11 protein-coding genes are annotated in these 12,663 nt (G+C 59.5%); 3 read left to right on the plus strand and 8 right to left on the minus strand.

What is annotated here, in order from left to right:
* Positions 1-26: 26 nt before the first annotated feature.
* From AC1DQM_RS12800 to AC1DQM_RS12820, 5 genes are read right to left on the minus strand one after another with little or no spacing between them, the layout of a single operon-like run.
* Positions 27-299, minus strand: coding sequence for a DUF2160 domain-containing protein (locus AC1DQM_RS12800; RefSeq protein WP_026345728.1), 273 nt, complete (start codon positions 297-299; stop codon positions 27-29).
* 10 nt (positions 300-309) lie between these two features.
* The gene (locus AC1DQM_RS12805) at positions 310-1,110 is read right to left on the minus strand and encodes a carbohydrate ABC transporter permease (protein WP_477746285.1); all 801 of its coding nucleotides are present in this window, start codon (positions 1,108-1,110) and stop codon (positions 310-312) included.
* Between the two features lie 8 nt (positions 1,111-1,118).
* Positions 1,119-1,985 carry a carbohydrate ABC transporter permease gene (locus tag AC1DQM_RS12810; RefSeq protein ID WP_064618816.1) on the minus strand — a complete coding sequence of 289 codons (867 nt, stop codon included), beginning with the start codon at positions 1,983-1,985 and terminating at the stop codon, positions 1,119-1,121.
* Positions 1,982-3,079: an ABC transporter ATP-binding protein gene (locus AC1DQM_RS12815; RefSeq protein WP_086944996.1), complete on the minus strand. Its 1,098-nt coding sequence runs from the start codon at positions 3,077-3,079 to the stop codon at positions 1,982-1,984. Before AC1DQM_RS12815 ends, AC1DQM_RS12810 begins: the two co-directional genes overlap by 4 nt.
* Positions 3,079-4,173, minus strand: coding sequence for an ABC transporter ATP-binding protein (locus AC1DQM_RS12820; protein WP_018925486.1), 1,095 nt, complete (start codon positions 4,171-4,173; stop codon positions 3,079-3,081). Before AC1DQM_RS12820 ends, AC1DQM_RS12815 begins: the two co-directional genes overlap by 1 nt.
* A 280-nt stretch (positions 4,174-4,453) precedes the next feature.
* On the opposite strand from AC1DQM_RS12820, the gene AC1DQM_RS12825 reads away from it, so the two are divergent.
* Positions 4,454-6,334 carry a sigma-54-dependent Fis family transcriptional regulator gene (locus AC1DQM_RS12825; RefSeq protein WP_138867911.1) on the plus strand — a complete coding sequence of 627 codons (1,881 nt, stop codon included), beginning with the start codon at positions 4,454-4,456 and terminating at the stop codon, positions 6,332-6,334.
* Between the two features lie 78 nt (positions 6,335-6,412).
* Here AC1DQM_RS12825 and cysS read toward each other — a convergent pair whose 3' ends face one another.
* Both cysS and AC1DQM_RS12835 read right to left on the minus strand, forming a co-directional pair.
* Complete coding sequence (gene cysS / locus AC1DQM_RS12830; RefSeq protein ID WP_064618821.1) at positions 6,413-7,795, minus strand: cysteine--tRNA ligase; 1,383 nt, start codon at positions 7,793-7,795, stop codon at positions 6,413-6,415.
* Positions 7,796-7,815: 20 nt separating this feature from the next.
* Positions 7,816-9,516 (minus strand): glutamine--tRNA ligase/YqeY domain fusion protein, encoded by a 1,701-nt coding sequence (locus AC1DQM_RS12835; RefSeq protein WP_477746286.1) that lies wholly within the window; start codon positions 9,514-9,516, stop codon positions 7,816-7,818.
* Between the two features lie 262 nt (positions 9,517-9,778).
* On the opposite strand from AC1DQM_RS12835, the gene AC1DQM_RS12840 reads away from it, so the two are divergent.
* Together AC1DQM_RS12840 and lpxH are read left to right on the plus strand one after the other, a co-directional pair.
* Positions 9,779-10,282 carry a peptidylprolyl isomerase gene (locus AC1DQM_RS12840; RefSeq protein WP_086944998.1) on the plus strand — a complete coding sequence of 168 codons (504 nt, stop codon included), beginning with the start codon at positions 9,779-9,781 and terminating at the stop codon, positions 10,280-10,282.
* Positions 10,279-11,031 (plus strand): UDP-2,3-diacylglucosamine diphosphatase, encoded by a 753-nt coding sequence (lpxH, locus tag AC1DQM_RS12845; protein WP_477746287.1) that lies wholly within the window; start codon positions 10,279-10,281, stop codon positions 11,029-11,031. Before AC1DQM_RS12840 ends, lpxH begins: the two co-directional genes overlap by 4 nt.
* A 37-nt stretch (positions 11,032-11,068) precedes the next feature.
* On the opposite strand, the gene AC1DQM_RS12850 is transcribed toward lpxH, so the two are convergent.
* Positions 11,069-12,598, minus strand: coding sequence for a DHA2 family efflux MFS transporter permease subunit (locus AC1DQM_RS12850; RefSeq protein WP_018925480.1), 1,530 nt, complete (start codon positions 12,596-12,598; stop codon positions 11,069-11,071).
* Between the last annotated feature and the right edge of the window lie 65 nt (positions 12,599-12,663).

A 12,663-nucleotide genomic window follows, 5' to 3' on the forward strand; every position in this document is an offset into this window, starting at 1 on the left:
CGGAGCAACATTGCCGAGCGATTCGACTAGCCCCAACGCATCACAGCCAACAGCCACACCAGGGACAACGCGAACGCTATCCAGATGCTCCAGTCGGTGACGCCGATTACCAGCAAATGCAGGTAGGCGCTGCCGAGAAGACCGATAAACAGCCGATCGCCACGGGTGGTGGTAATCGGCAGAAAACCTTTTCGAAGAATGCTTGGCGAACGCAACTCCCAGGTCGTCATGCCCACCAGGATCAAGGCTATGACGCCGAAGAACGCCGCCGTCGGGCTGGTCCAACTCATCCATTCCATCATCAATTCCTCATACCCGGCCCAGGGCAAAGCCCTTGGCCACGTGGTTGCGAACAAACCAGATCACCAGCATGCCCGGCAGGATAGTCAACACCCCCGCCGCTGCCAGCACGCCCCAGTCGATGCCGGACGCCGAGACCGTGCGGGTCATCACCGCGGCGATGGGTTTGGCGTTCACCGACGTCAGGGTTCGCGCCAGCAACAATTCGACCCAGGAAAACATGAAGCAGAAAAACGCCGTGACACCGATCCCGGAGCCGATCAGCGGAACGAAAATCTTCACGAAGAACTTGGGAAAGCTGTAGCCATCGATGTAGGCGGTTTCGTCGATTTCCTTGGGAACCCCAGACATGAAGCCCTCAAGAATCCACACCGCCAGCGGCACGTTAAACAGACAGTGAGCCAACGCCACCGCGATGTGCGTGTCGAACAAGCCGATCGAGGAATACAGCTGGAAGAACGGCAACAGGAACACCGCCGGCGGTGCCATGCGGTTGGTCAGCAGCCAGAAGAACAGGTGCTTGTCACCGAGGAAGCGATAACGCGAAAACGCATACGCCGCCGGCAACGCCACGGTCAGGGAAATAATCGTATTCATGCTGACGTAGTACGCCGAGTTGAGGTAGCCGGTGTACCAGCTCGGGTCGGTGAAGATCACCTTGTAGTTGGCGAAAGTGAAATCCTTGGGAAACAGCGTCAGGCCGCCGAGGATTTCGGTGTTGCTCTTGAAGGACATGTTCAGCAGCCAGTAGATCGGCACCAGCAGGAACAGGATGTAGACCAGCAGCGGAATCAGCTTTCTCTTGCTCATGGCAGGCCTCACCGATTGGCGTCAGAGTGAGTCATGGCGGTGTAGAACAGCCACGACACCAACAGGATGATCAGGAAGTACACCAGCGAGAAAGCCGCCGCCGGGCCGAGGTCGAATTGCCCTACGGCCATCTGGGTCAAGGTCTGACTCAGGAAGGTCGTGGCATTGCCCGGACCACCACCGGTCAGCACGAACGGTTCGGTGTAGATCATGAAACTGTCCATGAACCGCAGCATCACCGCGATCAGCAGCACGCTCTTGAGCTTGGGCAACTGGATGTGCCGGAACACCGCCCAGGCCGACGCCCGATCGATCCGCGCCGCCTGGTAATACACATCCGGAATCGCCCGCAGACCGGAGAAACACAACAACGCCACCAGCGACGTCCAGTGCCACACGTCCATCACCAACACCGTGACCCAGGCGTCCATGGTGTTGGCCGCATAGTTGTAGCTGATGCCCATGCCGTTGAGGCTGGACCCAAGCAAGCCGATGTCGGCCCGGCCGAAAATCTGCCAGATGGTGCCGACCACGTTCCACGGGATCAGCAGCGGAATCGCCAGGATAATCAGCACCAGCGACGACCAGCGGCCCTTGATCGGCATGGTCAGGGCGATGGCGATACCCAACGGAATTTCGATCAATAACACGCAGGCGGAATAGATGAACTGGCGCAGCAGCGAGTCATGCAGCCGTGGGTCGAGCAACACCTGCTTGTACCAATCGGCGCCGACGAAATAGCGGCTGGACTGGTCGAAGATGTCCTGCACCGAATAGTTGACCACGGTCATCATCGGGATCACCGCACTGAACGCCACCAGCAGGAACACCGGCAGCACCAGCCACCAGGCCTTGTTGTTCTGCACCTTGTTCATGGCAGCACCTCCAGCAAATAATCATCGGCGTAGACCATCAGCCATTGCCCCGGGAAACTGATGTACGCCGTGCCCTCGGGCACCGGTTTGTCTTCGGCCAGGCGTACTTTCAGCAGCACGCCGTCGAGGTTCAGGGTCATGATTTTGTAGGTGCCCAGGTCCTCGACGTGTACGACCTTAGCCCGCAACGCGTCATCAAAGGCTTCCTCCCACACATGAACGAACTCCGGACGGATGCCGACCTTCAGGGTTTTCCATTCGCTGTCGGCGATCCGTTGCTGCATCGCGTGGGACAACGGCAAGTGAGTCCCGGCAAAACCGACACCGCCGGCCTGCGGCTGGACGTCGATCAGGTTCATCCCCGGGCTGCCGATGAAATAGCCGACAAAGGTGTGGCTCGGCCGTTCGAACAATTCCCGTGGCGTACCGAACTGCACGATCTGCCCGCCGTACATCACCGCGATCTTGTCGGCGAAGGTCGAGGCTTCGAGCTGATCGTGGGTGACGTAGACCATGGTGATGTTGAACTGCTCGTGGATCTGCTTGAGCTTGCGCCGCAGCTTCCACTTCAGGTGCGGGTCGATCACCGTCAGCGGTTCATCGAAGAGGATCGCCGACACGTCATCGCGCACCAGCCCACGGCCCATGGAGACTTTCTGCTTTTCATCGGCGGTGAGGTTACGCGCCTTCTTGTGCAGCAACGCCTGAAGGTCGAGGACTTCGGCGATTTCATGCACCTTGCTGAAAATCTTCGCTTCGACCATGCCCTGATTGCGCAGCGGGAAAGCCAGGTTGTCGAACACCGTCATGGTGTCGTAGACCACCGGAAACTGGAAAACCTGGGCGATGTTGCGCTTTTCCGGGGTCAGTTCGTTGACCACTTTGCCGTCGAACATCACCTGGCCCTGGGACGGGCTGAGCAACCCGGAAATGATGTTGAGCAAGGTCGACTTGCCGCACCCCGATGGCCCGAGCAGCGCATAAGCGCCGCCCTGCTCCCAGACGTGGTCCATCTCGCGGATCGCGTAATCCTCAGGGCCGGCTGGCGTGCGGGTGTAGCTGTGGGCAAGGCTCTGCAAACGGATTTCGGCCATCAGGCAACCCTCGCAATACGGCGACCGGGCGCCTGGACCAGCCGCCCCTGCATATCGAACACAAACAGTTTATGAGTCGGGATATAGATGCGAATCGGCGCATCGACGTCGTATTCGTGCACCCCCGGCAAGTGCAGCACCAGCAGGAAATACTCGTTGCGCACGTGCAGGAAGGTTTCCGAACCGCTGATCTCGGCCACCTCGACGGTCACCGCCAGTTCCAGATCGTCGTCGTTGCTCGGCACCAGCGAGATATGGCTGGGACGCACGCCGAAACGGAACTCGCCCTCGCCCACCGGACGCAGATCGACGTTCAACGGGAAGTGCACGAAATTGGCGAAACTGACTTCGTTGCCGGCAATGCGCCCCGGCATCAGGTTGATCGGTGGCTCGGAGAACAACTCCGCCGCCAGCACGGTTTGCGGCTGGTGATACACCTCGGAGGACTTGCCGCTCTGAATCACCCGGCCTTCGTGAAGAATCGTCGTGGTGCCGCCCAGCGCCAGGGCTTCGTTGGGTTCGGTGGTGGCGTAAATCGCGATGGTATTGCGCGCCTTGAACAGCTCGCGCATTTCCTGGCGCAGCTCTTCGCGCAGCTTGTAGTCGAGGTTGACCAGCGGCTCGTCGAACAGAATCAGCTCGGCGTCCTTGACCAGCGCCCGGGCCATGGCCGTGCGCTGTTGCTGGCCGCCGGAGAGCTCCAGTGGATGGCGCTGGAGAAACTTCTCGATGCGCAGCATCTTCGCGGTTTCCAGCACCTTGCTCTGGATCAACTCATTGGCAACGCCACCCTGACGCAGCGGCGAGGCGATGTTCTCGAACACCGTCATGGTCGGGTAATTGATGAACTGCTGATAGACCATCGACACATTGCGCAAACGCACCGGGCGCTGGGTGACGTCGACGCCGTTCATCAGGATGCGGCCGCTGTCGGGTTTGTCCAGACCGGCCATCAGGCGCATGAGGCTGGTTTTGCCGGACAGCGTGCGACCGAGCAAAACGTTGAAGGATCCGGGTTCGAAATTAAGGCACGCATCGTCGATCCAGGTCTGGCCTTCGATGGTGCGGCTGACATGTTCCAGGATTAGTGACATGGCTCGGCCTTTTTTTATTTTTTGAGTCAAGCGACCGGAGCTACATAGCGACATCCGTGCCAAAAATCTCAAGCGTTTGATTTGGCTGGAAATCCCATCAAACAAGATAAAAATCGGATTCGTTGATGAACAGAAATGAACAACCACGAATGAACAACTGAACAATTCAACGATTGACAATGAACAAATGTGAACAACACTCTACGGATGTTTTTTGCGTGGCCCTCACGTGATGCAAAACCCATAAAAACAATAAAAGCTTGCCCAGAGATCGACCGCCATGGCCGTACCTGTCTCAAAGCGCTCCCACGACGCCATCATCCAGGACTCCTGGTCCCGCTGCCGCGCGTTCGGGCTCGATCATCAGAGCGCTCCGGCGTTCGATCAGCTGCCGGCAGACGGCATCGCCCACTTGCTGGAGAGCCAGCATTCCCTGGTGCAAACCACCCATCAGGAAGTCCTGCCGTATTACGAAAACATCCTCAGCAACTCCAATTGCCTGATCATGCTCGCCGACAATCACGGCCAGGTGCTGACGTCGTGGGGTACCCAGCGTTTCATCGAGCCGAGCCTGACCCGCGGTTTCAGCGTCGGCGCCAGCTGGATGGAGCATTGCAGCGGGACCAATGCGATCGGCACCGCGCTGGCCTGCGAGCAGGCCGTGCACATCGAGCACGATGAACATTTCCTCAAGGCCAACCGCTTCATGACCGGTTCCGCCGCGCCGATTTTCGATGCCGAGCGCAAGGTGATCGCGGTGCTGGACGTGTCCAGCGACAGCTACCTGCCGCCCTCCCACACCCTGGGCATGGTCAAGATGATGAGCCAGACCGTGGAGAACCGGCTGATCCTCAACCTGTTCCACGGCCAGCATTTCCAACTGACCTTCAACACCGGGTTGAACAACCTCGACAGCCAATGGGCCGGGATGCTGATCTTCGATGAAACCGGTCAGGTACTGTCGGCCAACCGCCGGGCCGACAATCTGCTGGGCATCAGCCTGTCGCGGGTCAGCGTCGAAAGCCTGTTCAAAGTCTCGTTGATGGAACTGCTGAATCAGCCGGACGGCCTGCCGTTTTCCCTGCAAGCCTCAGGAAACAACCGTTTCCAGTGCGTGCTGAAACGACCGAAACAGGCGTCGATTCAGGCGCGGCTGTTTGCAGAAAAAAAGAGCACTGAAACGAAAAGCCCTGAAATAAAGTGCACTGAGCCCACCCTGGCAGCGCCCGCCGCGATCAGCCTCAACACCCTGCACTTTGGCGACAGCCGCGTGGAAAAAGCCGTGCGCCAGGCCGAGCGTTTGCTGGAGAAGGACATTCCATTGTTGATCCACGGGGAAACCGGGGTCGGCAAGGAAGTCTTCGTCAAAGCCCTGCACCACGCCAGCTCACGCAGCAAACAACCGTTCATTGCCGTCAACTGTGCAGCGATCCCCGCCGAACTGGTGGAGTCCGAGCTGTTTGGCTACGAGAAAGGCGCGTTCACCGGCGCCAACCAGAAAGGCAGCATCGGGCTGATCCGCAAGGCCGACAAAGGCACCCTGTTCCTCGATGAAATCGGCGACATGCCGCTACCGACCCAGGCACGGCTGCTGAGGGTGTTGCAGGAACGTTGCGTACAACCGGTGGGCAGCAGCGAGTTGTTCCCGGTGGACATCCGGATCATCTCGGCGACCAACCGCTCATTGCGCGAGCAGGTGCAGTTGGGGCGGTTTCGTGAGGATTTGTATTACCGCATCGGCGGTTTGACCCTGGAACTGCCACCGCTCAGGGAACGCAGCGACAAGCAGGCGTTGTTCAAGCGCTTGTGGGAGCAACACCGTGAACCGTCGCAGTGGGCCGGGTTGAGCCCCGAGGTGCTGGAGCTATTCAGTCGTCATCCGTGGCCGGGGAATTTGCGTCAGGTCAGCAGCGTGATGCAGGTGGCGTTGGCCATGGCCGAAGAGCAACCCGTACGGCCGGAACATTTGCCGGATGATTTTTTTGTCGATCTGGAGATGGAGCCGGTGGATACGCCGGAGCCGATAGCCGTTGATTTGAATGATGCCGAGGCATTGAATCGGCAATTGCAGGCGGCTGGGGGAAATATTTCGCACTTGGCGCGGCGGTTGGGGGTTAGTCGCAATACCCTTTACAAGCGGTTGCGCCAATTGGGGGATTGAAGGCTGCGATCTTTTGATCTTCAACCAAACAAACAAAAACCCGCACAAGGCGGGTTTTGTTTGTAGCAAACGCAGCGATCAGTCAGCCAGACGCCAAGTCGTGCCGCCCTTGCCGTCTTCCAGCACCACGCCCATAGCGGTGAGCTGGTCGCGGATGCGGTCGGATTCGGCCCAGTCTTTGTTGGCACGGGCAGTCAGGCGCGCCTGGATCAGTGCATCGACTTCAGCCGCGTCGACCCGCCCTTCGGCACCGGCCTGCAGGAAGTCATCGGCTTCAAGCTGCAACACGCCCAACACGCTGGCCAGTTCCTTCAAGCGTGCCGCCAGACCGGCCGCCGCTTCCAGATCGCTCTCGCGCAGACGGTTGATCTCGCGGACCATCTCGAACAGCACCGCACAGGCTTCCGGCGTGCCGAAGTCGTCGTTCATCACCTGGGTGAAACGCTCGACGAAGGCTTCGCCGCCAGCAGGTGCCACTTTCGGCAGGCCTTTCAACGCATGGTAGAAACGCTCGAGGGCGCCCTTCGCGTCCTTGAGGTTGTCTTCCGAATAGTTGATCGCGCTGCGGTAGTGGCTCGACACCAGCAGGTAACGCACGACTTCCGGGTGGTACTTGTCGAGCACGTCGCGAATGGTGAAGAAGTTGTTCAAGGACTTGGACATCTTCTCGCCATTGATGCGAATCATGCCGCAATGCATCCACGCGTTGGCGTAGGTCTTGCCGGTGGCCGCTTCGCTCTGGGCGATTTCGTTTTCGTGATGCGGAAACTCGAGGTCGCTGCCGCCGCCATGAATGTCGAAGGTCTCGCCCAGGCAGCAGGTGGACATCACCGAGCATTCGATGTGCCAGCCCGGACGACCGTCGCCCCACGGCGATGGCCAGCTCGGCTCGCCTGGCTTGGCGCCTTTCCACAGCACGAAGTCCAGCGGGTCCTGTTTCGACTCGTCGACTTCGATTCGTGCGCCGATGCGCAGGTCTTCGATCTTCTTGCGCGACAGCTTGCCGTAGCCCATGAACTTGGCGACGCGGTAGTACACATCGCCATTGCCCGGTGCGTAGGCGTAGCCCTTGTCGATCAGGGTCTGGATCATCGCGTGCATGCCCGGGATGTGATCCGTGGCACGCGGCTCCATGTCCGGCTTTTTGATGTTCAGGCGCGCTTCATCTTCGTGCATCGCCGCGATCATGCGCTCGGTCAAGGCCTCGAACGACTCGCCGTTCTCGTTGGCCCGATTGATGATCTTGTCGTCGATGTCGGTGATGTTGCGCACGTAGGTCAGGTCGTAACCGCTGAACCGCAACCAGCGGGTCACCAGGTCGAACGCGACCATGCTGCGGCCATGGCCCAGGTGGCAGTAGTCGTACACGGTCATCCCGCAGACGTACATGCGCACCTTGTTGCCATCCAGCGGCTTGAAGACTTCTTTGCTCTTGGTGAGCGTGTTGTAGATCGTAAGCACGACGGTTCCTTAAGACTTGATCACTGGCCCCACGAATCACGCAGGGTCACGGTACGGTTGAATACCGGAGCGCCCGGTTTCGAGTCCTTGATATCCGCGACGAAGTAACCTTCGCGCTCGAACTGGAAACGGTGTTCCGGCTGTGCGTTGCCCAACGAGGGTTCAGCACGACAACCGGTGAGGACTTGCAGTGAGTCAGGGTTGATGTTGTCCAGGAAACTGGCGCTGTCTTCGGCCTTCTCCGGGTTCGGAGAACGGAACAGACGATCGTACAGACGCACTTCGCACTCGACGCTGGCAGCAGCCGGCACCCAGTGCACCACGCCTTTGACCTTGCGGCCTTCGGGGTTCTTGCCCAGGGTGTCCGGATCGTACGAGCAACGCAGTTCGACGATGTTGCCGTCGGCATCCTTGATTGCTTCGTCGGCACGGATCACGTAGCTGCCGCGCAGACGCACTTCGCCGTTCGGCTCCAGGCGCTTGTAGCCTTTTGGCGGCTCTTCCATGAAGTCATCGCGGTCGATGTAGATTTCACGGGCGAACGGCAGCTTGCGCACGCCGAGTTCTTCTTTCTGCGGATGACGTGGCAGTTCGAGATTCTCGACTTGGTCTTCCGGGTAGTTGGTGATCACGACTTTCAACGGACGCAGCACGCACATGGCGCGCGGGGCATTCGCGTCCAGGTCCTGACGGATGCTGAACTCGAGCATGCCGAAGTCGACCACGCCATCGGAACGGTTGGTGCCGATCATGTCGCAGAAGTTGCGGATCGACGCCGGGGTGTAGCCGCGGCGGCGGAAGCCCGACAGCGTGGACATGCGCGGATCGTCCCAGCCGTTGACGTGTTTCTCGTCCACAAGCTGCTTGAGCTTGCGCTTGCTGGTGATGGTGTAGTTGAGGTTCAGACGGCTGAATTCGTACTGACGCGGGTGCGCCGGCACCGGCAGGTTGTCGAGAAACCAGTCGTACAACGGACGATGGCTTTCAAACTCCAGGGTGCAGATCGAGTGGGTGATGCCTTCGATGGCGTCCGACTGACCGTGGGTGAAGTCGTAGTTCGGGTAGATGCACCACTTGTCGCCGGTCTGGTGGTGATGCGCGTGACGGATGCGATACATGATCGGGTCGCGCAGGTTCATGTTCGGCGAGGCCATGTCGATCTTGGCCCGCAGCACACGTGCGCCGTCCTTGAATTCGCCGGCCTTCATGCGGGCGAACAGGTCAAGGTTTTCCTCAACCGAGCGGTCGCGGAACGGGCTGTTCTTGCCCGGCTCGGTCAGGGTGCCACGGTATTCCTTGGCCTGTTCGGGGGTCAGGTCGTCGACGTAGGCCTTGCCGGCCTTGATCAGCTCTACCGCCCAGTCGTGCAACTGGTCGAAATACTGCGAGGCATAGCGCACTTCACCGGACCATTCGAAGCCCAGCCATTTGACGTCGCTTTCGATCGCGTCGATGTATTCCTGGTCTTCCTTGGCCGGGTTGGTGTCGTCGAAACGCAGGTGCGTGACGCCGCCGAATTCCTGGGCCAGGCCGAAGTTCACACAGATCGACTTGGCGTGACCGATGTGCAGGTAACCGTTGGGCTCAGGCGGAAAACGGGTAACGATCTGCGTGTGCTTACCCGAGTCCAGGTCCGCCTGGATGATCGGGCGCAGGAAATTGACCGGTACGGCAGGGCCGGTCTTGGAATTCGAGGTAGGGTCGACAGTGGGCTTGCTCATAGGATCCTTGAACGTACAAGTGCGCGGCCAGTTGGCCAAATCGAAGCGGCTGTTATAAATCAAAGGGGCTTATCATAGCCGATGCTGTCAAGTGGCTGACAGAGCAGGCCGGCAATCGGTTGCATTTAATCGACCGGCAATGAAAAACAGCCTCGAAATTCGCGTCCGGCACGCTAAACTGCGCACCTTGGCCGACACTGGCCGGACCGGTTGAGGGCTGTAGAGCCCCGAAACCCACGAATTCTTAGAATGAGTACCCATCATGACCAAAGTCAAACTGTCTACCAACTTCGGCGACATCGTCCTGCAACTGAACGCTGAAAAGGCACCGCTGACCGTTGCCAACTTCATCGAATACGTCAAGGCCGGTCACTACGAAAACACTGTTTTCCACCGCGTCATCGGTAACTTCATGATCCAGGGCGGCGGTTTCGAGCCTGGCATGAAAGAAAAGAAAGACAAGCGCCCAAGCATCCAGAACGAAGCCGACAACGGCCTGCCGAACAAGAAGTACAGCGTTGCCATGGCCCGCACCATGGAGCCGCATTCGGCTTCCGCGCAATTCTTCATCAACGTGGCTGACAACAGCTTCCTGAACCACAGCGCCAAGACCGTTCAGGGCTGGGGCTACGCGGTATTCGGCGAAGTGGTTGAAGGCACCGACGTCGTCGACAAGATCAAAGGCGTGGCCACCACCTCCAAGGCCGGTCACCAGGACGTACCTGCAGACGACGTGATCATCGAGAAAGCCGAGATCATTGAGTGATACTGCTGATTTCAGACTTGCATCTGGAAGAGGAGCGCCCGGACATTACCCGGGCGTTTCTGGATTTGCTCGCTGGACGCGCCCGCTCGGCGAGTGCGTTGTACATTCTGGGCGACTTTTTCGAGGCGTGGATTGGCGACGATGCCATGACAGCCTTCCAGCGTTCCATCTGCCAGGCCCTGCGTAATTTGAGCGACAGCGGCACGGCCATTTTCCTGATGCACGGCAATCGCGACTTCATGCTCGGCAAGGCCTTCTGCAAAGCGGCCGGCTGTACCTTGCTCAAAGATCCGAGTGTCGTGCAATTTTACGACGAGCCGGTGTTGTTGATGCACGGCGACAGCCTCTGCACCCGCGACGTAGGTTATATGAAGCTGCGGCGCTACCTGCGCAACCCGATCACCCTGTTCATCCTGCGCCATCTGCCTTTGGGCACCCGGCATAAACTGGCGCGCAAGCTGCGCAGTGAAAGCCGTGCGCAAACGCGGATGAAGGCCAATGACATTGTCGATGTCACGCCGGAAGAAGTGCCGCGGGTCATGCAGGCCTATGGTGTGAAAACCTTGATCCACGGCCACACCCATCGCCCCGCCATCCACAAGTTGCAGATTGGCGAGCAGGCGGCCAAGCGCATTGTGCTGGGGGATTGGGACCGTCAAGGCTGGGCGTTGCAGGTGGATGAGCAAGGGTTTGCGTTGGCGCCGTTTGATTTCACCCCGCCGCCGCAATTGGCAGCACCTTCAGCCTGATCGGTCCCACGCTCTGCGTGGGACCGATCTTCCTGCCTCAGTGGCCGGAAGCAGCCGGCCCCGCCTTCGCCGCAAACGGCGGTTTCGCCAGCCATACCAGCAGAATCAAGCCCATGAACGCCCACCCCAGCAACGTGAAGTAATCCACGGTGGAGAGCATGTACGCCTGGCTGGTCAGTACATGATCCAGTTGCGCGTAGGCCGGGTTGCCCGCCCCGCCCAGCGTGTTCAACGCCTCCCGGGTTGCCGGCTCATAGGTGGTGATGCTTTCACTCAGATACGCATGGTGCTGATCGGCCCGGCGAATCCAGATCCAGGTGGTCAACGACGCCGCAAAACTACCGCCCAGGGTCCGCAGGAAGGTCGCCAGCCCCGCGCCGTCGGCAATCTGGCTCGGCGGCAGGTCCGACATCAAAATGCTCAAGGTCGGCATGAAGAACAGCGCCACGCCAATGCCCATGAACAGCTGCACCAGGGCGATGTGCTGGAAGTCCACTTCGTTGGTAAACCCGGCGCGCATGAAACAACTCAAACCGATGCACAGGAACGCGCCACCGGCCAGCAATCGCAGGTCGAATTTGTGCGCGTACCTACCGACAAACGGCGACAACACCACCGGCAAAATGCCGATCGGTGCCACCGCCAGGCCAGCCCAGGTGGCGGTGTAGCCCATCTGGGTTTGCAGCCATTGCGGCAGGATCAGGTTGATGCCGAAGAACCCGGCGTATCCGCCCACCAGCACGATGGTGCCGATGCGGAAGTTGCGGTAGGCGAACAGCCGCAGGTTGACCACCGGGTGTTTGTCGGTCATTTCCCAGATCACGAACACTGCCAGCGCAATCACCGAAATAGCCGCGCCGATGATGATGAAGTTCGACTCGAACCAGTCCAGGTCATTGCCCTTGTCGAGAATCACCTGCAATGCGCCAACGCCAATGATCAAGGTGATCAGACCCACGTAATCCATCGGCTGGTAACTGGTCTCCACAGGACGCGCCTTGAGTTGCTGGCGCACCACCATCACGGCGAAAACCCCGATCGGCACGTTGATGAAGAAGATCCACGGCCAGCTGTAGCTGTCGGTGATCCAGCCACCGAGAATCGGACCGGCAATCGGCGCCACCACCGTGACCATCGCCAGCAACGCCAGGGCCATGCCGCGCCTGGCGGGCGGATAGACCGCGATCAACAGCGTCTGGGTCATGGGGTACAACGGCCCGGCCACCAGGCCTTGCAGTACCCGAAAGCCGATCAGCTCCGGCATCGAAGTCGAGATACCGCACAGAAACGACGCCAGCACGAACAGCATCGTCGCCCAGAGAAACAGTTTCACCTCACCAAAGCGCCGGCTGAGCCAACCGGTCAGCGGCAGCGCGATGGCGTTGCTCACGGCAAACGAGGTGATCACCCAGGTGCCCTGCTCCGAACTCACGCCCAGGTTGCCGGAAATGGTCGGCAAAGCCACGTTGGCGATGGTGGTGTCGAGCACTTGCATGAACGTCGCCAGCGACAGGCCGATGGTGCTGAGCACCAGGCTGGGCGGCGAGAAAGAGGCGTTATGGCTCATCGCGAATCCTTTGGAGCTGATTTTTTTGGAGCGGGATTGGCACAGCGCCTGTTACTGACGCAGCT

The organism is Pseudomonas sp. 01L34 (genome assembly GCF_056400265.1).

Coding starts and splice junctions, on each gene's coding strand:
- AC1DQM_RS12835 (WP_477746286.1), bottom strand. CDS start 9,516: ATGAGCAAGCCCACTGTCGACCCTACCTCGAATTCCAAGACCGGCCCT.
- AC1DQM_RS12820 (WP_018925486.1), bottom strand. CDS start 4,173: ATGTCACTAATCCTGGAACATGTCAGCCGCACCATCGAAGGCCAGACC.
- AC1DQM_RS12810 (WP_064618816.1), bottom strand. CDS start 1,985: ATGAACAAGGTGCAGAACAACAAGGCCTGGTGGCTGGTGCTGCCGGTG.
- AC1DQM_RS12840 (WP_086944998.1), top strand. CDS start 9,779: ATGACCAAAGTCAAACTGTCTACCAACTTCGGCGACATCGTCCTGCAA.
- AC1DQM_RS12800 (WP_026345728.1), bottom strand. CDS start 299: ATGGAATGGATGAGTTGGACCAGCCCGACGGCGGCGTTCTTCGGCGTC.
- AC1DQM_RS12815 (WP_086944996.1), bottom strand. CDS start 3,079: ATGGCCGAAATCCGTTTGCAGAGCCTTGCCCACAGCTACACCCGCACG.
- AC1DQM_RS12850 (WP_018925480.1), bottom strand. CDS start 12,598: ATGAGCCATAACGCCTCTTTCTCGCCGCCCAGCCTGGTGCTCAGCACC.
- AC1DQM_RS12825 (WP_138867911.1), top strand. CDS start 4,454: ATGGCCGTACCTGTCTCAAAGCGCTCCCACGACGCCATCATCCAGGAC.
- AC1DQM_RS12805 (WP_477746285.1), bottom strand. CDS start 1,110: ATGAGCAAGAGAAAGCTGATTCCGCTGCTGGTCTACATCCTGTTCCTG.